Source organism: Clostridium sp. OS1-26 (assembly GCF_030915445.1).
GTDB lineage: Bacteria > Bacillota > Clostridia > Clostridiales > Clostridiaceae > Clostridium_AM.
Genome location: NZ_CP133264.1, coordinates 3,549,253 through 3,573,106, shown reverse-complemented (window position 1 = coordinate 3,573,106; position 23,854 = coordinate 3,549,253). Strand labels below are relative to the sequence as shown.

The 23,854-nt window shown below is 30.2% G+C and carries 22 protein-coding genes and 1 pseudogene; 13 read left to right on the top strand and 10 right to left on the bottom strand.

The annotated features are described in order from the left end of the window. Positions 1–201: 201 nt before the first annotated feature. The 5 genes from RCG18_RS17430 to RCG18_RS17410 all read right to left on the bottom strand — a co-directional run bounded on the left by RCG18_RS17430 (position 202) and on the right by RCG18_RS17410 (position 6,071). Positions 202–3,573, bottom strand: coding sequence for an ATP-binding protein (locus RCG18_RS17430; RefSeq protein ID WP_308037298.1), 3,372 nt, complete (start codon positions 3,571–3,573; stop codon positions 202–204). A gap of 208 nt (positions 3,574–3,781) precedes the next feature. Beyond that, a complete protein-coding gene (locus RCG18_RS17425) occupies positions 3,782–4,126 on the bottom strand; it encodes a phenylpyruvate tautomerase MIF-related protein (protein WP_308037297.1) in 345 nt (114 codons plus the stop codon). A gap of 88 nt (positions 4,127–4,214) precedes the next feature. After that, a complete protein-coding gene (locus tag RCG18_RS17420) occupies positions 4,215–4,652 on the bottom strand; it encodes a hypothetical protein (protein ID WP_308037296.1) in 438 nt (145 codons plus the stop codon). Between the two features lie 318 nt (positions 4,653–4,970). Further along, on the bottom strand, positions 4,971–5,621 hold the full coding sequence (locus RCG18_RS17415) for a PspA/IM30 family protein (protein ID WP_308037295.1): 651 nt from the start codon (positions 5,619–5,621) through the stop codon (positions 4,971–4,973). A 261-nt stretch (positions 5,622–5,882) separates the two neighbouring features. Further along, a complete protein-coding gene (locus RCG18_RS17410; protein WP_308037294.1) occupies positions 5,883–6,071 on the bottom strand; it encodes a hypothetical protein in 189 nt (62 codons plus the stop codon). 173 nt (positions 6,072–6,244) lie between these two features. Between RCG18_RS17410 and RCG18_RS17405 the strand changes: the two genes are divergently transcribed. The 4 genes from RCG18_RS17405 (at position 6,245) to folE (ending at position 8,885) form a co-directional block, all read left to right on the top strand. Further along, positions 6,245–6,904, top strand: coding sequence for a phosphatase PAP2 family protein (locus tag RCG18_RS17405; protein ID WP_308037293.1), 660 nt, complete (start codon positions 6,245–6,247; stop codon positions 6,902–6,904). A 281-nt stretch (positions 6,905–7,185) separates the two neighbouring features. After that, a complete protein-coding gene (gene queD, locus RCG18_RS17400) occupies positions 7,186–7,629 on the top strand; it encodes a 6-carboxytetrahydropterin synthase QueD (RefSeq protein ID WP_308037292.1) in 444 nt (147 codons plus the stop codon). Continuing rightward, positions 7,619–8,284 (top strand): putative 7-carboxy-7-deazaguanine synthase QueE, encoded by a 666-nt coding sequence (gene queE, locus RCG18_RS17395; RefSeq protein ID WP_308037291.1) that lies wholly within the window; start codon positions 7,619–7,621, stop codon positions 8,282–8,284. The genes queD and queE overlap by 11 nt, the downstream gene beginning before the upstream one ends. A gap of 4 nt (positions 8,285–8,288) precedes the next feature. Beyond that, entirely contained in the window at positions 8,289–8,885 is a 597-nt protein-coding gene (gene folE / locus RCG18_RS17390; protein ID WP_308037290.1) for a GTP cyclohydrolase I FolE, read from the top strand. A gap of 302 nt (positions 8,886–9,187) precedes the next feature. Here folE and RCG18_RS17385 read toward each other — a convergent pair whose 3' ends face one another. From RCG18_RS17385 to RCG18_RS17370, 4 genes and pseudogenes are all read right to left on the bottom strand, one after another. Continuing rightward, positions 9,188–9,712, bottom strand: coding sequence for an FmdE family protein (locus tag RCG18_RS17385; RefSeq protein ID WP_308037289.1), 525 nt, complete (start codon positions 9,710–9,712; stop codon positions 9,188–9,190). A gap of 559 nt (positions 9,713–10,271) precedes the next feature. Then, positions 10,272–11,653: pseudogene (locus RCG18_RS17380) on the bottom strand (rhodanese-like domain-containing protein). A gap of 231 nt (positions 11,654–11,884) precedes the next feature. Next, on the bottom strand, positions 11,885–12,334 hold the full coding sequence (locus tag RCG18_RS17375; protein WP_308037288.1) for a PaaI family thioesterase: 450 nt from the start codon (positions 12,332–12,334) through the stop codon (positions 11,885–11,887). A gap of 44 nt (positions 12,335–12,378) precedes the next feature. Next, the gene (locus tag RCG18_RS17370; protein WP_308037287.1) at positions 12,379–13,560 is read right to left on the bottom strand and encodes an MFS transporter; all 1,182 of its coding nucleotides are present in this window, start codon (positions 13,558–13,560) and stop codon (positions 12,379–12,381) included. A gap of 260 nt (positions 13,561–13,820) precedes the next feature. Here RCG18_RS17370 and RCG18_RS17365 point away from each other — a divergent pair, with 260 nt between their 5' ends. Then, positions 13,821–14,051: a glutaredoxin domain-containing protein gene (locus RCG18_RS17365; protein WP_308037286.1), complete on the top strand. Its 231-nt coding sequence runs from the start codon at positions 13,821–13,823 to the stop codon at positions 14,049–14,051. Between the two features lie 33 nt (positions 14,052–14,084). Here RCG18_RS17365 and RCG18_RS17360 read toward each other — a convergent pair whose 3' ends face one another. Beyond that, positions 14,085–14,987 (bottom strand): diguanylate cyclase, encoded by a 903-nt coding sequence (locus tag RCG18_RS17360; protein ID WP_308037285.1) that lies wholly within the window; start codon positions 14,985–14,987, stop codon positions 14,085–14,087. Between the two features lie 412 nt (positions 14,988–15,399). Here RCG18_RS17360 and RCG18_RS17355 point away from each other — a divergent pair, with 412 nt between their 5' ends. The 8 genes from RCG18_RS17355 (at position 15,400) to RCG18_RS17320 (ending at position 23,793) form a co-directional block, all read left to right on the top strand. Then, the gene (locus tag RCG18_RS17355; RefSeq protein WP_308037284.1) at positions 15,400–15,585 is read left to right on the top strand and encodes a hypothetical protein; all 186 of its coding nucleotides are present in this window, start codon (positions 15,400–15,402) and stop codon (positions 15,583–15,585) included. 15 nt (positions 15,586–15,600) lie between these two features. Further along, positions 15,601–16,248, top strand: a complete 648-nt coding sequence (locus tag RCG18_RS17350) for a hypothetical protein (RefSeq protein WP_308037283.1) — start codon at positions 15,601–15,603, stop codon at positions 16,246–16,248. Between the two features lie 4 nt (positions 16,249–16,252). After that, a complete protein-coding gene (locus RCG18_RS17345) occupies positions 16,253–16,627 on the top strand; it encodes a hypothetical protein (protein WP_308037282.1) in 375 nt (124 codons plus the stop codon). 22 nt (positions 16,628–16,649) lie between these two features. Continuing rightward, positions 16,650–18,932, top strand: a complete 2,283-nt coding sequence (locus RCG18_RS17340; RefSeq protein ID WP_308037281.1) for a glutathionylspermidine synthase family protein — start codon at positions 16,650–16,652, stop codon at positions 18,930–18,932. A gap of 173 nt (positions 18,933–19,105) precedes the next feature. Beyond that, positions 19,106–19,648, top strand: a complete 543-nt coding sequence (locus tag RCG18_RS17335; RefSeq protein WP_308037280.1) for a hypothetical protein — start codon at positions 19,106–19,108, stop codon at positions 19,646–19,648. A gap of 239 nt (positions 19,649–19,887) precedes the next feature. After that, positions 19,888–20,133, top strand: coding sequence for a hypothetical protein (locus RCG18_RS17330; RefSeq protein ID WP_308037279.1), 246 nt, complete (start codon positions 19,888–19,890; stop codon positions 20,131–20,133). Between the two features lie 62 nt (positions 20,134–20,195). Then, a complete protein-coding gene (locus RCG18_RS17325) occupies positions 20,196–21,623 on the top strand; it encodes a DUF4153 domain-containing protein (protein WP_308037278.1) in 1,428 nt (475 codons plus the stop codon). Between the two features lie 121 nt (positions 21,624–21,744). Beyond that, positions 21,745–23,793, top strand: coding sequence for a cell wall-binding repeat-containing protein (locus tag RCG18_RS17320; RefSeq protein WP_308037277.1), 2,049 nt, complete (start codon positions 21,745–21,747; stop codon positions 23,791–23,793). Positions 23,794–23,854 lie beyond the last annotated feature (61 nt).

Here is a 23,854-nt window from a genome sequence, read left to right as displayed (position 1 = left end):
CAACATCATAATATATTGTATATCATCCAGTCAAATTCCTTTAAATGATGTATAAAAAAACTATTTCCTGTTTATTATGTTTTTATATGTCTATCGTAATCTATATTATTATTTGAAAAAAACTAATTATTAATTCAAAAATATTTTAGTCATATGAAAAGAAATAATTAAAAGGCGCGGCAATACAACCGCACCTTTTAATTATTCATATATGTCCGAAAACTCAATTTGAACACTCTCAATATACTTGGAATTCATATCTTTATAAGATGATTCAAGTTCTGAATCCTTCTTCTCTTCTACAAGAGTCACTGGTAATTCAATTATAAATTCACTACCTTCTCCAACCTTACTTTTAACATATACCTTCCCACCATGGAGTTCTACAAGTGATTTTACCAGTGCCAGACCAATTCCACTTCCTTCACCTCTTCTTGAAATAGGCCTATTCACCTGAGCAAATCTTCCAAAAACACTTTCTAATTTATCTTCAGGAATTCCTATTCCAGTATCCTTGATGGATAATTTAATTCTATCTCCTAAATCATAAATATTAACGAATATACTGCCGCCTCTCTCAGTAAACTTAATTGCATTTGATAGTATATTTAATACTATTCTTTCGATTTTATCCGAATCAAAGGCCATATATTTTTCTTCTACTTCTGTATCAAAAATTAAATTTATATCTTGAGATTCAGTGTAGCTGGCAGCTGAGAAAACTATCTCTTCTACAGCATATACTATATTGTCATTAGCTAAATTAAGTGCTAGATATCCTCCATCTATTTTAGTGGTATCTATTAAATTATTTATTAATCTTAAAAGCCTCAAGGTATTTTGATTCATGATCTTTAAATATCTATTTATGTCGTACCCTTCTCCATAGCTAGTTAATTTTATTGATTGAAGTAACTGAGTTGTACTCCATATTACATTTAATGGAGTTCGGAGTTCATGAGAGACATTGGCAAAAAACTCAGTTTTAAGTTTATCATACTCTAATACTTCAGTAAGCATTCTTTTGTTTTCTTCAAAGTTTTCACTTAGCTCTTCTACCTGTTTTGTTGTATTTTCAACCTGGAACTGCAATTTTATAGCTTCTTTAACTGAATGCTTTAAATCTATAAGAGTTTTTACTCTAGTTAAAAGCTCAGAACGCTCAAAAGGCTTTTTTAAATAATCATTGGCACCACATTCAAAGGAAACAACTAAACTTTCAGCACGATTATCTGCTGTCATTATTAAAACTGGTAGTTCAAGTAAAGAGTATTTTTCTCTTAATAGAGTACATACTTCAAACCCAAGCATATCAGGAAGCATTATATCTAGGATGACAAGATCTAAATCCTTATCATTAGCCACCTTTTCTATTGCCTCTCTGCCATTAGCAGCTGTAACAACTGTATATTCTCGTTGCTCTAAAGAATGTTTTAAAACCCTTATGTTTATCGGCTCATCATCTACAATTAATATTCTTTTACCGTTTTTAGGTACTTCTTTACTACATTCAGTATTTTCTTTGTGGTCCCATATTTCATTTAACTCTTCTTTATCTGTATCTATTGATAAGTTACCTATCTCATGGCCGCAGGAATTATGTTTTGGTAATATAAAAGTAAATTTTGAACCTTGGCCTACCACAGATTTAACCTTTATTTCTCCACTGTGAAGCCTCACTAGCTTTCTTGCTATATTCAGGCCTAAACCTGTTCCTCCGTATCTTCTATTTATTCCTTCACATTGTTCATAGGGATCAAAAATTTTATTAATCTGTTCCGATGGTATTCCTATACCTGTATCGGATACAGTAATTTCTATGTAATCTCCACTTTCCTCCGTTGATACTACTATCTCTCCGGCCTCAGTAAACTTTACCGCATTTCCTATTAAATTATACAGAACTTGTTCAATTCTATTCTCATCTCCGTAGATAGGAGGAGTGTTGCAATCTATGTTATTAATGATTTTTAAATCCTTATTGCCAATAAACGGTTCACAAAACTTTATGACAACATTAGTAAGCTGTCTAATATCCACAGCTTTCATTTCAAGGTTTATATCATTATTTTTAAGCTTTGAGAAATCCAAAATATCATTTACTAAATTAGATAATCGCTTAGCACTAGCCTCTATTAAATTTAAAGTTTCTTTATTCCTCTTACTTAGAGACCCTGGCAATTCTGAAGACAAGCTTTGAGATAATCCAATAATGCCATTTAACGGCGTCTTCAATTCATGGGATGTATTAGCTAAAAAATCATCCTTTAGTCTATCCACAGATTTTAGTTTTTCTGTCATTTCTTCAACACTAGAAAATGCCGTTGAAAATCTATCTGCTAATACATAAGATTGAGCTAAAATAAAAATAAGCATTCCTAGTGGCGCATAGGAATCAGTCTGAATTATTGAATATTCATATAAAATATCATTAAGTCTTGTTATAAACAATATAAATACAGCAACTATGACCATTGGATACCCTTCACCTTGTGTAAAATATCTATAAGATAAGTTACACAAAATGTATAATAATAGAAAGAGTGCTATTATTTCAAAAGGAAATAATAAATTGTTATAGTTTACAACAGGTAAAAGCAATATTATAAGAAAGTAAGCTATTCCTACAGTATTTGAAAATTTAACTATTGCTTTAGATATGATTTTAGGGTAAAAGCTATCTATAAAAAGTACAAGCATAGGTATATAAAGAAAGAATGTCCACAGAAGAAGTTTTGTATTTAAAACATAGTTCATATTAGGAAATATACTATAGATTAATCTTTCTCCAACTAAAATAGTTCTTAGTCCTACTAAGGCACATACTATAGCAAAATACAAAGGAGCCTTGTTCTTTTTTCTTCTTAGAAACATGGCAAAATGATATATAACAGCTACTATAGTGCTGCCAAAAAGGAATAAATCGAATCCTAATTTTTTAGCATTATATCTGCTAATTTGTGATTCCGTTCCCAATAAAATACTGTCAATTTGTCCTGTGCCATAATAAAAATTACTTGTTTGAAGGACTATATCAAATTCTCCAGTATTGTTATAAAAAGCACCAGTGCTTGTAGCAACCTTTGGGATCATTTCTGCTTTAGATGCTCCTACAACTCCAGACCCCGCTACAAGTTTACCATTAATCCATATTTTATGTGCTGTTTGAATAAATTCTGTTTTTATAGCATACAAGTCCTCTGCTTTATTAGTAAGAACTTTTAAATGGTAAGTAGCATACCCTTGGCCTTTTAATTGTTTTCCTAAATATTCATATTTAGAAAAATTTCCTGGAACATTAATTACTCCTGTTTTCATTAAATCACTTTTCTTTTTAAAATCCTCTGGAGTTAAAAGTTGATTATAATAAAATTGCCATTGCCCGTCTAATTTAACAATACCTTGATTTTTAAAACTCCAATTTTTTAAATCTAAAACTCCATCCTTAGCTATTGGCTGTGCTTTAAAAGTTCCAGTGTTTTTATTAATAAACATTAAAAGTAATATTAAACATATAGCTAGAGCTGTACATATTAAAACTACTCTAACAATAGCAGGCTTTAACTTCCGCATAAAAATCTCCTCATAATTCATATTTATAACTTCTAAAGATATTTTACCAAAATTTCGGCCATTATTCTACTAATTATAACATTCTTCTTCATTTATTGAGCAAAAAATAGACAAAATACTATTTCAATAGTAATATTGAAATAATCTTTTTTATTATTGTATAAAAAAACAGTTTACATATAAGCAAACTGTTTTATCTTTACTATATTTAAAACATACTTCCATTCCAACCCCAGTCATTTATATCCTGAAAAGTTATAAAGATTTCAGTTGAAGGTATTGAAAGTTCATTCTCAAATAAATTACATATTCTTGACGTAATTACCTCTTTATATTTTTTATCTGTTTCTCCCATTATTTTTACTTCAACAAAAGCAGCTTTTTCTTTTCTCTCACCTCTAAAATACAATGGATAGTTATCATTGAAACCTACCATAAGCCATTGTTCACTTTTCCCTGGTACTTCACATATTATCTCACCAAGCTTTGCTTTTATTAATTCCTTCTTTTCATCGGACAGCTTAATAGTTAACGTTGAATTTATGTATGGCATTTTAACTCCTCCTTAGCTTACTCTATAGTTAGATATTCATATTTGGAAACATAGCCCGGGGTATAAGTTAACTGACTGTCTAATAACCCTATATTATATCTAAAGCTATTTTTTTTAAATGCTCTAATTTACTTTCATAGTTAATAAAAGTAGAGTCATATGCTTCTTTAACCATTTTAAAATAGTTTATAAATTCCTGCTGCTTCTCTATAGTTATATTAAATCTTGCTGCAAGTCCCATTAAAAACTGTATCTCTTTTTCATCATATGATCCATCTGATAAAGCCAACCCAAGCAATTCAAAGTATATTATATTTTTAATTCTATCTGTAGATCCCTCTAATTCCTTAATAGCTGATTCAAAATCCAGCTTTTTTATCTCCTCTTTAGATAAAGAAAGTTCTTCGATATATTCTTCTAATAATTCCTTTTCATTTTCAGCAAATACTTGGTCTATATTAGCTAAAACTTCAACTAGATTAACAAATGCAACGGCTTCTTTTTTATTAAATTCACTTAAAAACATTTCTACATTCCCCCTTATATAATATTAATGAACACTGACCATAACCTCTCAAAATATACCTTTTACCCATAAACAGAGTTTTTGGCATTCTATGGAGTCTTGAATCCATTTGATGCTTAGAACTCGTCATCCAAGGACGTAACCACTCTTTACTTCCATTTAGAAATAAGTATTAGAGCATGTAGTCATCGGATAAATTGAAATTTGGACCAAATAAAATTTATCTTTTTATTAATAGTTTTAAAGAATAGTTAGGTGTAAAATTATCCACTAACATAATATTACACCATAACAAACTATTTGTTAATATTATATACTTTAGCTTTGTTTATATTTTTGTAATTCTGAATCCAAATCAACTTCTTGTAGCTTTGCAAGTTCTTTATCTAAAGTATCTTCTTGTTTTAGATCTTGTAATCCCTCTGCAAAGGCTTCTTTTTTCTGGATTTTTCTTTCTATATCATCTAAGTTTATCCTATTGTTTCCATCGTCTACATTTGCTAAGATTTCATTAACCTTTTTACTTGCCTCAGCATTGTTATATCTTGCAGCAGCTTCATCTCTATAGGTTCTTGTTTTATTAACTTCTTCTTCTAAATCTCTTAGTTTTTTCTTAATAGCCTCGCCTTTTTTTACTGCATCCTCATAACTTGTTTTTAATGAATTGTAGCTCTTATCTGCCTCAAGCTTTTTAGCTAAGGCTTTTTTAGCTAACTCTTCATTACCTTTGCTCATTGCAAGCTTTACTTTTTCATCATATTCTTCAGATTCTTTTTTAGCAGTATTCATTTTCTTTTCATTCTCACGAACATTACCTAAGATTTGTGCAGATGAAAGTTTTGCTTGATTTAAGCTTTCTTCCATATCTCTTATCTTTTGATCTAAAAGCTCTATTGGATTTTCTACCTCATCTAAAGCGTTGTTAACCTTTGCCCTAAAAATATTTGATATTCTTTTAATCATTCCCATAAAAATATCCTCCTAAAGATTATTTTTTAATTTCTTGTTCAAAAACTATAATCCTATTATATAGTTATATATACTATTTAACAACATTAATTAAAACTCATTTTCATTTACTTTCGACTATTTATCCTTTATTATTAAGCTTAAGCTCTCAATATCTAAATATATCTAATATTTTGCTCAATTTTCCAAAATACTAGCTTAATATCTTAAATTATACGAATAAAAAAAGGCATCACTGCCTTTTATACTTTATATTTATTCTTATTTATTTTTTATTGACTCTCTTTTCTCAGCAAGATTATTATTTAATTCTATTCCATTTGGATTAATCTGAGTAAAATCCGTTACTGTTGTTGTTGCAAAATTGAACACTCCTATATTAGCTGCTTGTGCAACAGCATTTTGAAAAGCATTCTCGAAATTATCTAAGTCTCTTATTTTTTCACCCATAGCTTTCACCTCTTCTAATGTTAAGCTATCCAGAATAAACTTATATTATTCATACTTGTGAATAACATATAATCTTTCTGTCAAAAATTATAATAAAAACTTCAAGGGTACATAATAATTGTAATAAAGTAAAAATAGTTTAAAAAATGTTTATCGCAGAAACGGAGAAAATAATGTTATTAATAAGAAACACTTATAAAAAATATAAGCACTTTTTATCCTTAACTATATTTCTATTTTTAACCTTATGGTTTGCTTATCTAAAGAAAACTATAATTCCTAGGCATATTATGTATTCTTATCTTGATTCTCAAATACCTTTTGTTAAAGAGTTTGTTTTAGCCTATTACTTTTGGTTTGCGTATATGGCTATTGGATTTGTATATCTTGGGTTTGTATCAAAAATAGATTTTTATAAAATGGAGCTTTTTCTTTCATTAGGCATGATTATTTCCTTTATAATATTTATGCTATATCCAAACGCTCAATTCCCCAGACCAAATGTACCAGGCAATGATGTTTTTTCTTGGTTAGTTAATTTTATTTATGATCATGATGGAACAAATAATGTATTTCCAAGCATTCATGTTTGCAATGCCATTGGAGTTCATATAGCACTAATCAATTGCTATAAATTAAAGAATAAAACATTACTCAAAAGTTTATCATTTGTAGCGTCACTATCAATATGTGCCTCTACAGTACTTATAAAACAACATTCAATTATAGATGTTGTTGGTGGAGTTATTCTTGCTGCAATAATTTATATATTTATTTATCAAAGGCCAAAATTATTTGTATTTTCATCGAAAATGGATAACTTAGAAAACTAAAACAAAAAATTCTAAAGATTATTCTATATTTATTAAATTCCACAGAAGATAGCTGATGTAAATATAAAACTTAAATAATTCCTCTGAGACCTGGCGTCAATTTCCAGAAACATTGATTTGACTTACTTTTCAACATATATTAAAATATATAAGTACAAAAACATACAAAAGACAGTTCGTAACCATCCTGTCTATAAACAAAACTAGGACGTAACTACCGGCTTAGGTAGTTTTTTGTTTAAGGGCAGTTTCTGCCCTTTTTTATTTTAGGAGGAATTTACATGTATATTTTAAAAACAGAACACAGTTTTGATAGTGCCCATTTTCTTGCTCAATATGTAGGTAAATGTGGGAATATTCATGGGCATAGATGGCGAGTGGAAATTGAGGTACAATCTGAAACATTAGTAAAAGGTGGCCAGCTTGACGGTATGGTAGTGGATTTTGGTGACCTAAAAAAAGATGTCAAAGATATGATAGATTATTATGATCATGCATTAATTATACAAGAAGGAACTATGCGACAAGAAACACTGAACTGTATTCTTCAAGATGGATTTAAGGTAATAACAGTTAACTTTAGACCTACAGCAGAGAATTTTTCAGCTTTTTTCTTCAAAGCAATAAAAAATAAGGGCTATAATGTAAAAAGATCTATTGTTTACGAAACTCCTACTAATAGTGCTATATATGAAGAAAGTGAGATGAAATCTAATGAGTTTTAAAGTAGTTGAAAAATTTATTAGTATAAATGGCGAGGGGGCTTTATCCGGCCAGCTAGCAGTATTTATAAGATTTGCAGGCTGTAACCTAAAATGCAGTTACTGCGATACAGAATGGGCAAATAAAGATGATGTAACTTATGACCTAATGACTAGTGATGCTATATATGAATATATAAAATCCACTGAAATCAGAAATATAACTCTAACTGGAGGCGAGCCTCTTCTTCAGAAAGACATAATAGAATTATTAGAGAAACTCTGCAGTGATGAAACGCTCAATATTGAAATAGAGACTAATGGCAGCGTGTTGCTAAGTAAATTTTTTCATATAGAAAATCCACCAACCTTTACTATGGATTATAAGCTTCCTTCAAGTGGAATGGAGGATAAAATGCTATTAGATAACTTCAAATACTTAAGTTCTAAAGATACAGTTAAGTTTGTATCCGGAAGTATTGAAGATTTACAAAAAGTTAAATATATAATAGATAAATATAAACTTGTAGATAAAACTAATGTATATATTAGTCCGGTATACGGAAAAATTGATATGAGCGAAATTGTAGAATTTATGAAAGATAATAAAATGAATGGGGTAAACTTGCAAATGCAGCTTCATAAGGTTATATGGTCCCCAGACAAGAGAGGTGTATAATCTAATGCCAATCGATACAGATGCAATTGAGAAACATATTAGAGGCATTTTTATAGCATTAGGCGATAATCCTGACAGAGAAGGTCTTAAGGATACTCCTAAGCGTGTAGCTAAAATGTACGAAGAAATATTTGAAGGAATGCGATATACTAATGATGAAATTGCGGAAATGTTTAACAAAACCTTTGAAGATGATTTATCTTTAAAAGAAAGTGCTGATACTAATGACATAGTTATTATGAAAGACATAGAAATATTCAGCCATTGTGAGCATCACCTAGCATTAATGTATAACATGAAGGTCGCAGTAGCTTACATACCTAATAAAAAGGTTATTGGCTTAAGTAAAATTGCCAGAATAGCTGAAATGGTAGGACGAAGACTTCAATTACAAGAAAGAATAGGTACAGATATAGCTGAAATTATTGAAAAAATAACTGATTCAAATGATGTAGCTGTTATTATAGAAGGCGAACATGGATGTATGACTACCAGAGGTGTAAAAAAGCCTGGTACTAAAACAGTATCAGTTACACTAAGAGGAAGATTTAATACTGACCCAATGCTGAATAATAAGTTGATGATGCTTTATAGCAAGTAAATATAGATATTCAACCTGAGTGTTTGACTTATACAGAGGGATATGTTTCCAAAGCTGAAGTAGATTTAAAAACTTTGTGCCAGTCTTAGTAAAGGGTTTTAAGAGAACCTTAGAACTTTAGATTTGTTTGAGCATAGCGGCTTAATGTTATATGAAACTCCTCTTCCTTACGTCAGAGGAGTAAGCGACTCGCACAAAATCATAGATTTTGGCTCTCTGCTTAACGTGCTGAAGCTTGGAAACATATCACGGCGTATAAGTTGACTTTCGGACTTTTTCCCTACAGAAATATCTTGAACTTATTAAATATGCCTTGTGTAATCTGTAAAACAATCAATGCAAACCTTTTTTCCATTCATAAGTCTTATTTTGTGTTCTGCAGCAGATTCTCCGCATTCTTCACAAACTACACTTGTAAATATTCGTGCTTTTTCTGGAAGCTGAAAATTAGGTTTTTTAAATTCAAATAATTCGTCACAAGAAGCATTCAGTATGCGCTCCATTTCCTTTTGTCTGTCTTCGCCTTTCTTTCGAGATTTAAGCACAATCCTAATCCCATCACCATTTTTTCTATTAAAAAATGTAAAGGCCATTTTTCCTGAGTCTTTATGTATTAAATTTCCTTTCCCTATAGAGCAACCTGTTAAAACCTGTACTGCATCTACACAACAAGCATCATTCTCAACTACACATACTATTTCTTCATCCTTTGAAAAGCTCAATCCCATCTTTTCCTTTGCTGCTTCACTTACCTTGTATCCTATAGCTAGTCCAGGACATTCGTGTCCGTGAAACTCTATACACTTTTCCCATAATTTATTATTCATTTTTTATACCCCCTTGAATTCACTTCATTACATTACCTACTAAATATTATAACTAAAATAATTTATAAATTATAGAATTTTCGATTTATATTATTCAAATACATAAAAAAAAGTAGGCAGAAAAATTCTGCCTACTTTTTTATCTTAAGAAAATTAAATTTTATCAGCTCTATACACAATAAAACCGAAAGGGAGATAACTAAAACGTAATATGATAATACTATTTCAGAATTTAGTTTAACTGCAAATATAATTGACAGTAGGTTAACTACTATATACGCTAAACAGCATTTAAACTTATCTGATTCTTTATATGCTCTAACCATAGTAATAATAAATAGTAATAGTATAAAGAGTAAACTATAAATTATCCAAACTTTTAAAGATAACTTATTATACACATCATTTCTATATGTTAAAGAGCGCATTAATCCCATCTTTTTATCAGATAGATAGTAAATAATCAGAGCAAACATCGCTAAACAGGCTTGAATAATAGTACCTAACCAATTTAAAAATTTTTTTATCCTCATTAAACTTACTCCGTTAGTATTAGTCTCTATTGTTGTTTCTTAGGTTCGCCTGTTTCTATAGGATTTGCTGGATTTCCAGTGTTTCCACTCCATTCATTCCAACCGCCATCATAAAGTGATATGTTTTTTAATCCCATAACATCTGCATAAGTTAAAACTTCTGCTGCTCTCCAACCTGTTCCACAGAAGAAAGATAATCTTTGCTCTGGAGTAATACCCCATTCTTTCCACATAGCAATTATTTCATCTTTATTACGCATTGTATTATCTACATTTCTATAGTCATCTAAATTTGAATTATCTGTACCTGCATGTCCCCATACTGAGCCAGCTGGACGTCCCTTTGGTTTTATATAATCATATCCTGATGTTTTACCAATATGTTCATCCCAGCTTCTGATATCAACTAATCTACTTCCTTGCTTGTCTGCTATTATTTCTTTAGCTTGTGGTAAATCAATAATGTAGCCTTTGTTTGCAGGAACTGTTGTTCCAAAAGAAGCTACAGCAGTTTTCTTATTAGATGTTTTCTCTAACTCATAACCTGCATTTTTCCATTTTGCAGTTCCACCATTTAATACTCTAACATCTTTTACTCCCATATATTTTAGTATTGCAGCAACTCTGAAGGATGGCATTGAATCTGCTCCATATAATACAACTGTAGTATCTGTTGTTATTCCATTATTTTCTGCAAATTTTTGAAGTCTATCATCAGAAAGGCGATTCCAAAGTGGTCCTTCTTCAACTTCATCAGTATTGATATGCACTGCTCCCTTAATATGACCTTCTTTTAAATAGTCTGGTGACTTTGTTTCATCTCCCCAGGAAACTTCAAAAATCTTATATTCTTTACCTTTATAAGTTTCTGGTTTTTTACCATCGATTAAATCTTTTACCCATGACGCTGGCACTAACATTTGATAGTTTGTATATGCTTCCATTGGCATACTTTCGTCTTTAGCCCACTCTTTTACGTCATATGTATATATATTTTTATATCCCTTTTTAGATAAATAATCTCCAACTTCTTTTGCATCTTTTCCATTGGCATCATAAAGAACTACATTTTTTTCTGCTGATATTCCCTTAGTCTTTAGAGCATCATCTAAACGCTTGTCTTTATCCTTATTATCTGCTTTTAGCCAAGCAGCTGAGAAATCTGTTGCCCCTTTAATGTGTCCTCCTCTTTTGCGCCATCTAGTGTCCATCCATTAAAAGCGTCATTTTCCCTTGTATCTACTACTACCCAATCGCTTTTCCCAATTTTGTCTTTAAGATCTTTAGCAGTAATAGTTTTAGCTTTTCCATCTTCTTTAACTTCTTGTTTACTTCCACATGCAGCTAATACTGTCATGGAAAGAGACAAGGTTAAAAGTATACCTAATAATTTAGTACTTTTTTTCAAGATTATTCCCTCCTAGATATCCTTAGTTTTTATAAGCTTTATAGTCCCTAATTATAGAGTTTACTATCACTTAATTAATAAGTAAATATATACTACCTCTATATTAAATTTTAAAATAACCAGTTTTAACTCTATTACAAAATCAAATAGATTACATGTTTTTTGACTATAATAATAGCCTTAATTATCTGAACCACTAATGTCATATAATTAAGGCTATTGTTATAGAGATTATTGGTTTTTTATAAACATCATTTTACTATCAGCTGTAGCGACAAGTTCATCATTGCTATTAAAAGCCTCAGCATACATATTTATTAAAGTATTTCCCTTATATTTTAAATGCACATTAATCACAAGCTGGTCATTTTCATAAATCGGTTTATGATAATTAGTATTCAAGTCTAATGAAACTGCCTTATTTTCTGTAGAAAGAAAACATAACATGCCAAAAGCGTTATCAAAGGCTGCGGAAATAAACCCTCCCTGCATGGACTTCACCGGGTTTAAATACATCTGTAATACAGGAAACTTTATTTTAAGCTTTTCATTTGGCACATATTCTAGTAAAGTTGGCTGCATTAATTCAAAACAACTTGCTGTTATTTCTTCAAGGGATGTCAGCATATCCTCTTTTCCAATACTAATTAAAGCTTTTTCTATATATTTCATTTCATCCATTTCTCCTTTTACTATAAAAAATATCGTACTTATATAACCCCTTCTTATACTGATATACTTTTTTGCATAGGTATCTTAATTTTCATTGCTAATGTAAAATTCATTATAGCTATACATGCTCCCGCAATGAATACATACTCATAACCAAAAGCATTCCAAATTAAACTTCCTAACCATGGAATAAACATGGACACTACATGATCCATACTGATTCCCATGGATAAAGTAGGTGATATATCTTCACTGTTTACAGCAATTTTTTTCAAATAAGTAGCTCTAGCCATGGTAGCTGCCGTAAGAAGCTGGTCTACTACAAAACAAGCGCAAGTTATATATAAAGCAATATTCGTGAGCAAACTGGTTCCTGGAATACTTTTCGCAAAAGCATAACCTGTACATACTAAAATAAGCAGCAGTGCCTCAGCTGTTAGTACAAACTTTTCTCCCATACTATCAATAAGATAACCAACATAGGGCTTAAAGAATATTCCAATCCCTGCAGTTAAAAATCCTAATAATGCAAAAGTACTAACTCCTTGATTAAATATCTTAATAAGTACCCATGGACCAAAGGTTATAAATATCTGTTTTCTTGCACCATTTAATATACTAAGATAATAAAATAAACTATATTCTCTTTTTACAAACAGCTTCTTTACTTTACTCTCGCTTTTATAGGGTGTCATTTTAAATATTAATACTGCAGAAGCCATATAAGCTATTGCTCCTATTGAAAAGGCAACTCTATAATCTAATTTTACATATCTTAATACAATGGCAGTTATAATACTTGTTACAAGAAAAGCGGCAGTATTAAGCCCATTTATCTTTCCAAGTATTTTCCCTACATCTCCTTCCTCTGCCAGTTTCATCCCTATACTATTTTGTACTGGCATTAAAAGGTGCTGTCCCATACTGTATACAATCATCCACAACATGGTTATTTCAAAATTTTTTGATAAACAGCCTATAGCAAGCATCCCCAATGCAGAAAGTATATTGGCTACAAATGCTATTCTTATATCACCTAAGAATAACAACATTCCTAAAACAAACACTACCATAATCCCTGGGAACTCTCTTGGCAGCTCCATTAAAGTTCTTTGTGTAACAGTAACATGAAAAACATCACTAAAAAAATTATTAAAAGCTGAAGAATCAATGCTTTGGCTAATCCCCATAAATGCACCGGCAACTAGGAATAATGTAAAATCTTTTTTTCTCAATTGTATATCCCCCTGTGTAGTTCATCAATATTTATTATTTTATCATACATAGAATAAGCTAACACCATAATTGGGTAAAATATTTAAACTATAGGTCTCTTTAGTGAACTAAAAATCACTTAAGCAAAAAGCTTGCTTAAGGAAAACATTAATTTATGAATAATTACTTTACTTTACGAGAAAATATTATATAATAATAATATAGACATAATTGCAAAACTTACATTATAATCTTAAATTATATAAATGAGGTGATTTTTATGAAAAAAGTTGAGATATACACTAGCGATACTTGTGGCTACTGTCATGATGCCAAAGACTATTTTAATCAGAATAATGTTCAGTTTACTGAGCATAACATCTCATCAAATTCTGAAGCTAGAAAAGAACTTATGAAGAAAGGCTATAGATCCGTTCCTTTAATTGTAATTGATAGCGAAGAAATCCTTGGATTTGATAAAGATAAAATTGATTCAATTTTAGGATTATAACTAACAAGGCATAGAATTTAATTCTATGCCTTGTTATATTTCTGTATGCATTCCAATCTCAACTTTATTGCGGCCGCTATTTTTGGCCTTATAAAGAGCTTTATCCGCTGTTTCTATCATTTCATTATATTTTATATGCTCTTTTGCTGATTTGTAACATATTCCTATGCTTATTGTGACTCTAATAGATTTATTACGTACATTAAATTCATATTTCTCAATATTTTTTCTTATCATTTCACATAACCTTAAAGCTTCACCTAATTCTATATCCGGAAAAACTATACCAAATTCTTCTCCTCCATATCTACCAACTATATCACAACGCCTAACAGAATTTTTTATAATAGATGAAATTTCCCTCAAAACCATGTCTCCAGATATATGTCCAAAGTTATCGTTAATTTTTTTATAAAAATCAATATCAAGCATTGCAAAACAAATTCCTTTTTTAAGTTCCAATTGCTTCTCATATTCCTTTACAAATAGTTCTATTAGTCCTCTATGATTATAAACCTCAGTAAGCCCATCCTTCGTGGCTAATTCTTTCAATTTATCTTGATGAGTTTTAAAACGTAATGCAGAGTTTACCCTAGCTAATACCTCAACTTCATCTATAGGTTTTCTTATATAATCAAAAGCTCCAAGCTCCAAAGCTTTCTTTATATTTTGACTTTTAGTTTCTGAGGTAACCATTATTATAGGTATATCCTTACTTTCATCCTTTTCTTTTAATAATTTACAGACTTCAAAGCCATCAATCTCGGGCATAACTATATCTAATAATATTACGTCTGGATTAATTTTACTAGTTAACTCTAATGCTTTTAACCCATTAGTACATGCAAATACAGCATATCCCTCTTTTGATAATATATCTATGAGAATTCTTAAATTTAATTTTGTATCATCAGCTATAAGTATTGTTTTAGTCATTATATTTATCACCTATCCATTTTCTAACTTATCAATAGTTTAATGCAACTAATTATCGTGATAATATGTTTATTTTTCTTTTGGCTAATGATTCTAATCAAAAACTTTTATTCAAAAACCGACACATTTCACCAAATATCATACTTAATTTTACCAAAAGAAGTTATGCAAAGTAAATAGCAAATTTTATCCAAGCCTTTTAAAATATTAGTTAAATAGAGTTAAAATATAAAATAAAACTAAAGAGAGTTTAAAATAATAGAAGCAACTATTAGCTTGTGTTATACAAACTGTTCTAAATATAGAACTATGCAGTTCTTCATAGTAATTTAACATTAATTTAGAATTGATAATATAAATAAAAGATAGTAACATTGTGTAATACTTTAATATAACTGGAGGGACATAGAAAATGTTTAATGAAAAGAAAACACTAAATCTTTATACAAGCATAGAATCTTATAACAACTCTGAACCAGATATAGTAATTGAAGATGTGAGTATTGAAACTCAGAGAGAAGGTTTTTTAGTAATAAAGGATTCTAACAATTATACTCATATAATAAATGTAAATAAATTCGTAGCGGTAGTTTACTAGGAGGGCAAATTAAAATTGAGTTTTTTAAAGGATTTAGAATTATATCCTGTATATTTAAAATGGAGGGAAGGTACAAATGCCTTCGAATGTTTCCTTAAATCAACAACCTTTGTATCTTTGAAGAATTATCCAGATTTTGAATTAGAGTATCCTTCTATTTCTCTAGAAGAAAATATAATGTATGATAAGATTAAGGCAATAATAGCTTCAAATAATACATCAGATACCATTTTTCTTTTAGATATACCAGGACATCAAAGTGTATTATTAGGATATTTACTTCAAAATAATTTAAATATTAAACCTATACTAACGCTCAATCTGCTTTTTCATCCGTATGGATTAATAGGCAGCAAGAAACTTATAGGTAATTTACTTCTTTGCGGGGATAAATTAAATAGTATTGATTCTAAGGGATATATCTTCATATTAGATAGTGGAAGATACTTATTGGAATCTGATGGTACTGAGAAAAATTCATTTAACAACCAATACGAAACTACAGAAGAAGATATGCCAAATGTAGAATTGTTAAAAGAACTTTGTTATTCAAAGGCCGTTTATATTTACTCTGATAAAATAAAAGAAGATATAAATTGTTATCTTGATTATCTGGAGCATTTTGATATTAAAGTAAGCAAGTGTAAGATTGGAGAATGTTAATATTATGGATAAGAACAATTCATGGAAACAGAAATCTGCTGCGTTAACCTTAGCTGTATCTATGGTTATGGTTAACCCTATAGCCTTATCAGGCTGCAGTTCTTCTAACAATACAGTAAAAAACTCTACAAATCAAAATCAGAATGTTAACAAGGATAAGGATAAGGATGAAGAAAAAGAGCAGCAAAGTGGTTATACTGGCGGTGGTGGAGGCGGTTACTATCACAGTTCCTCTCCTTTTATATTTAATTCATCTAACAAAAGCAGCAGTGGAAACTCTACTGTGTCGAATGAATCTTCTAGCGGCTGGCATGCGTGGACAACTCCCTCTTCTTCAGGAGGATATTCAGGAGTACATGCTGGTAGTGTAGCAGGCTAATTATAACAGGAGATGATGAATTATGTATGAATCTTTAACGGATAAATTATTATTTGATTATTATATGATAGATAGCAGAAGAAAAGATAGTATATTTTCTCCTGCTCCCTTTTATTTAGAAAAGGAAATTGCACAAAGTATGAAAGACTCAGCGGAAATACTGGATATTTTAATACAAAGGATAGTTGCAAATATTAATACTAGCTTTAGTGACTTTATAGATTTTATACCTGACTTCAATTATAGAAGAGATATTTTAAATCTAAAGGTTCCTTTAAGTCCTGTATTTTGGACTCGATTTGATGGTTTTATAAGAGAAGATGGTGGCATCTTTTTCTCCGAATTTAATTATGATAAACCCTGTGCTCAAAGAGAAATACTAGCAAGCGAATATCTATATGCCGAAAATAATATTAATAAAGGTTTTAAGGAAAGCTTTATCAACTCCTATAAAAGTATATCCTCTCAGTTCTTTAAAGAAAAAAGAACATTTAATACTGCTATATTAATAGACCCTTGCCACCTAGAAGAATCTAGACTTTCCTATTTATACAATGAACTGCTAGAGGATAGTAATTTTCATTTCATAGCTGTTGGGCCTAAAAACTTGAAAGTAGTAAATGACAAACTTCTTGCCTTTGGCAAAGAAAAGATAGATATAATACTAAGGCAATTCCCTACAGAGCATTTAGATGAAGTAACAGATATAGAAGCTATACTAGATTTATATGATAAAGAAAAAATACTTATATTAAATGATCCAAGAATTATTGTAGGTCAATGTAAAAATTTATTCTCTTTTTTATGGAACCTTGTTTCAACTAACGATAATAGGTTAACAAATATTGAAAAAGAAGTAATACAAAAAACTATTCCTTATACTGTGCCTTTCAAAAAAGAGTATGTCAATGAAGTTATAAATGATAAGGATAAATACGTATTAAAACCAGTATACGGAAGATATAGTGAAGATGTATTTATAGGGGTTCTTTATAGCGGAGAAGAATGGCTGGAGATTATAAACTATGTACTGGAGAAAAGCAATAATTTTATATTACAAGAATTCTGTCCTATTCATAAAGATTCAATAACTGCTGCTTCCAAACATCGCCTTATACCTAAAGAAGCCTTTGGAAACTTTGGAGTTTACCTCATAGAAGGAAAGGTTAAAGGCTTTTGTACAAGATGGAATGAAAGCTATCTCACTTGCGACGAAAGTACTTGGATAACTCCTATAGGGTTAGCCGAAAATCCTTTAAAAATTGTTAAACCAAACCTTCTGTGCAGAAAAAAAGTATGGGACAGAATAACAGATAGGTCTATGATGGAATCTGGCTTTACAGGAAGGTATTTTAGAGATAAGGAATATATTGGATTAGATAGTCTTTTAATAGATAAAAATAAATTTTTAGAATTAAAAAATGCATCAGAAGCCCTTTGTCATATTTTTAAAAAGGCTCAAAAATTAGTTATTGATAATATTGATACTTTTTCACCTATATTAGGAATTTACGGTTTAGATAACTTAGCTGTTCAGAACTATACAGACTCTCTTGCTTTTCTAGGAAGAATGGATTGGTGCCTTAACAGCAGAGGACAGTGGAAACTTTTAGAGTTTAATTCAGAAACCCCAGCTGGTCTGGTAGAAAGTATAAACATAAGCAAAATTATAAAAGAAGAGTTAAATATCAAATATGAAAATCCAAATGAAAATATGGAATATCTATTAAAGAATGAATTCCATAAAATAATAAAAGATTATGAAAAGGTGAAGAAAATAAACAATATAGCTATTCTATCCAGTACCTATTATGAGGATTGGTATAATACCAGTGTTATATATAACTTAGTTAAAAGTCTGCCTTATAATATCACGATGGGAAACATTTTTGATGTTAAAGTCCATGCGGATAAACTATATTTATATGGTGAACCTATGGATGCTGTATTTAGATATTACCCTTTAGATTGGTTTTTAAAAGATGGAAATGAACAAATACTTAAAGCTCTGGAGTTTAATACCTTAAGTATAAATCCTCCACATACTATAATAACCCAGTCTAAGGCATTTCTAGCACTAATTTTCGAACTAAAATCACAAGGCTTCTTCTCCGAAGAAGATGCTAATTTAATTGATAAGTATATAACTCAAACATCCTTTGATGTAGAAAACTTAAACACTGTTGATATATGCCTAAAACCTCTACTGGATAGAGAAGGTAATGGAGTTCTGCTTGGTTGTGATGTTTTTGAAGAACCTGAATATGATTTTGTATTTCAAAAAGAGAAGATATTAGACCTCTAGACTATGTTAGTTATTGTACTACAGGTGAAGATAAGAAGCTATTATATCCAATAATAGGAACTTATATATCTGGCGATAAGTTTTGTGGAGTGTATACTAGACTTGGGGAATTAATTACTACAAATTCTTGTATATATACACCAATATTTTTAGAATAGCATGAGGAGATTTTTATGAGTAAAAAAGATAAACCTTTAAGTAATGTTACATTATCAAGATCAAAATCAGCTGAACTAGATGGTTCCATAAGGACAATTAAAAAAGTAGCAATATTTTTTTTAGCTATATTCATTGCTATAGGAATATATACAGTTAAGCAATCTAAAGAAAAAAAGGATGACGAAAATCTTGTAGGCTACACACTAAAAAATGAGAAGTTAGTTGACAGCTGCAACTTAGTTTCTGTTGAAGGCTTTTATCTCGGGAAAGGTGTGCTAAAAGGCGAGGTTCACTATATTTTTCAAGCAGAAAAGAATGGTGAAAAATCAAATAACGTAGATGTGCCCGAAAAGGAGATCGAAATAGTTTATGTTTCATCAAATAATTCTACTGAAAAACCTGGAACTGTTAAAGCCTATACAAGAACCTATACTAAAGAAGATAAAAACAAGGTGTTAAAAACACAGAGCAGGTATTTTTACAGGGCTTATATTCCTCAGGGCACTATTAAAGACTGTGGTGAACTTACTACAGATTCTGAAAACAGTGATGAATAAAATTATATTGCAGTAAATGTGATTTCCATATAATATTGTATTAATGCTAAATCTAATATAAAAATTAACCTAAAACTATAATTGTCCGATAGATACCATCTGTAACACTCCCATCACACCCTGTGATGGGAAATAACGTATAATATATCTCTAGATAAGTTCTTCTAAGGCTCAGATGAAGAAAGTAATCCTTATAGGCAAACCATCTGAGCCTAAAAATCACTTAATAGGAGGTCTTTATGAAGATTGTAAAATATATCAGAAATATCTTATCTGGATTATATTTAAGTATTAAGAGATTTCCATTTGCCATATTATTTTCAGCATCTGTTGCTGCTGTACTTATAGTAATATCAGAAACTAATTTAAAAGAGGACACCTTAGCTAGAATAGCTATGACCCTTGCTCTTGGAATTCCCCTTTCACTTTGTATAAAGCTTTTCTTTGAGAAAAAGAGGAAAAAAGTATTTATAAGCTCCTTCTAGCTTATATAGGTGGCTCTTTATTTCTAATTCTTTATTACTTCTTATTTCTAAAAACTAGAGAAATGGTGCCTATTACTAGATACATTGCTGTAAGTCTTGCACTATATCTATGGTTTCTTTTTATACCACATCTTCTTAAAAAAGAACAATTTGAAATGTACATTATAACTGTATTTACAGGATTTTTTATCACTATAATCTATTCAATTGTATTATACTTAGGGCTTTCTGCAATTTTATTTACAATAGATAAACTTCTTGGGATAAAAATTTTAGGTAAAGTCTACTACTATACATGGCTTTTTGTAGTTTTTATCTTTGCAGTATCATATTTTCTTTCTGGAATACCACTTAAGAATCAAGAACTAACTATAAAATCTTATCCAAAGCTTCTGAGGATACTGCTTTTATATATTGTAATGCCACTTTTGACAGCATACACAATAATACTATATATATACTTTGGAAAAATAATAATAACAGCACATTGGCCAATTGGCATAGTTTCTCATCTGGTTCTGTGGTATTCAGTTATTGTTACAATAGTATTATTCTCTATTACCCCTATAAAGGATGAAAATCCATGGCAAAACAAATTTTTAAAGTTTTCTCCTAAAATCATTCTGCCACTTCTTATAATGATGTTTAATTCCATAGGTATAAGAATAAATGCTTATGGCGTAACAGAAAGAAGATATTTTGTTGTTATTTTAGGAGTATGGTTATTTTCAATGATGCTTTATTTATCCTTTACTAAAAAACATAGGAATATAATAATTCCTCTTACACTTTCTATAGTCACTTTAATTTCTGTATTTGGTCCTCTTAGCAGCTATTCCATTTCAAAGATGAGTCAAAATAACAGACTTGAAAAAATTCTTATAAAAGATAACATACTTAAAGATGGAAAACTGCAAAGTTCTCCTGATATTCCTAAGGAAGATAAAGCTGAAATAAGTAGTATACTTGATTATTTTAATAGGAATCACAGCTTTAAAGATGTTAAATATCTTCCACAAAATTTCAAATTAGATGATATGGATAAGGTATTTGGATTTTCTTTTGTAGCCCCAAGCTACGGTCCTACTGGAGAATACTTCACTTTTATGAGAAATCAATCAGAAAATGCACTAGATATAAGTGGATATGATTACCTCTTTGATACAAGAACTCTTAATAATCGCGTTAACGCATCAAGTTATCCTTTGACAGCTTCATATAATTATGAAACCGCAGTTGTAAAAGTTAATTACAAAGGAATTGAGGCTTATAGCAAAAATTTAAATTCTTTTGTAAAGAATCTCATTGATAAACATGGACTATTTTCAAAGGAAAATTCACTGTCTTCTGAAGAAATGACTTTAATTGAGGAAAATGAAAAAATTAAAGTTAAATTTATATTCTTAAACATATCTGGCAATAAAAACCCATCAACTGGAAATGTTGATGCTAAAGGAATCGAGTTCTATATGCTTGTTAAAATCAAATAAAATTTCAGGTGGTGAAATAAGTATATTCACCACCTTTTTCGTAAAAACTTGTGAATTTATGAAAAGCTTAGTAAAATTATATTATCATTAAATACTTTGCATTATATGAGGGGGAATAATTATGCGAAAACTTTCTACTTTTATTACAGTAACTTTATTCTTTATATGTTTACAAGTTACTTCTTTTAATGTTCATGCTGAAGGAACTGGCAAAACCTATTATGTATCTCAAACTAAGGGAAATAAACAAGCGCCTTGGGGAAGTATAGATAATCCTTTTCCAAGTATTCAAGAAGGCATATATGCTATGGAACCTGGTGACACTCTTTTAATAAGAGAAGGAACTTATGTCGAAACTACAGATGTATTAAGTAAAAATAAGAAACCTGGTTCAAGTACCGCCTGGTATACAATAAAAAATTATCCTGGTGAAACTGTTGTAATGAGTGGAAACAATGCTAAGATTATGTTTGGCAAAGATGGTGTAGATGCAATAACTTTTAACGGAGTTTCTTATTGGAGAGTTGAAGGTATAGAAATGAAAGATTATACAGGTGCAGGAGTATATGTATACAACTCAAGTAATATTGAACTAAGTAACTTAAAAATACATGACTTAGATTATCCTGAATATAGACCTGTTGGAACCTCTGGAATATATGGAGAGAATAACTCAAATAATTGTACTGTTAAGAACTGTGAAATATATAATGTAGGTTTAAAAATAAATAAGCCAAAGGATCATGGAATATACATAGGTTATGGCGTTTCAAACTGGACTTTTAGCGGAAACAAGATTCATGATAATGCAGGAGCTGCTATACAAATGTACGGAGCCCCTAATGGCGGCAGTGATTGCACAATTACAAATAACTTTTTATATAATAATCATGCTTATGGTATAGCCATCGGCAGCAATGCTACTAACAATTACATATATAATAATGTATTTTATGGAAATGCTTTTGACGACATATACATGTTAGAAGGTGCCGTTAAAAATTACTTTAGAAATAACCTATTTTTAAGCAGATACAGCAACTATAATATTCAGTTATCTGATGAAAGCTCAATAGATAACTCTTTTGATAATAATACCTACTATAAGGTTAATGGAATAGTAACAAACAGATACGATAAGACATTAACTTTTAACGAATGGAAAGCTTGTTCACAGGAATACAGTGGACAAATTATTAATGATGAAAATGTTGCCCAATCTTTGATAAACAACTGGACACCTGCTAGTGGCAAAAAATATTCAAGTACAAGGTTAAGTGGACAAGATAGATTTGAAACAGCTATGAAAATTGCAGAAGGCGTTAATAACGGAAGTGTCAACAGTGTAGTTATCACTTCAGGCTATAACTTCCCAAATGCCCTAAGCGGAAGTGTTTTAGCTAAAAAACTAGATGCTCCTATACTTTTAAGTGGTAACTCTGCTTCTGAAAATACGAAAACTATAGAATATATAAAGAATCATTTGACTAAGGATGGTACAGTATGTATTTTAGGCGATGAAAAGGAAGTAAATAACGATATAGTAAATAGCTTAAATAATTTAGGCTACTCAAACGTAAAAAGACTTAGTGGTAGCTCAAAATATGAAACTATAAAAATTATAAATGATGAAATAAATGCAAAAGAAGATACTCCTTTAGTTATAGCTGGTGGAAATGTATTTGCAGATGGTCTAAGTATTTCAACAGTAGCTGCTTCAAAAGGATATCCAATTGTTTTATCAGACAGTAATTCTTTATCAGATTCTGCTATAGAAACTATTAAAAAGGTTAAACCTTCTAAGGTATATATCATAGGAGGAACTGGCGCTATATCTGATAGTATAAAAGAACAAATTAAAAGCATAGCTAATCTTTCTGAAGGTAGTATAGCTAGAATTTGGGGAAGCGACAGATATGAGACATCCTTAAATATAGCTAAATATTTTGATTTAGCTAGTAATACTGTAACCTTTGCCTCTGGTGAGAATTTCCCAGATGCTTTAGCTGGCAGTGTGTATGCTGCGAAATATGGTTCTCCTGTTATTCTTATAAATGGAGATATTAAAAATCAAAAAGCTTATATTGACGGAAAAAGCTTTGTAAATCAAATTATTTTTGGTGGGTCAGGAGTAATTGGAGAAACTTTAAGAATTAATTTAGCAAAATAGTATAGAGGGCTAAGTCGAAAGTTAACTTATACTCCGGTCTATGTTTCCAAGCTTCAGCTTT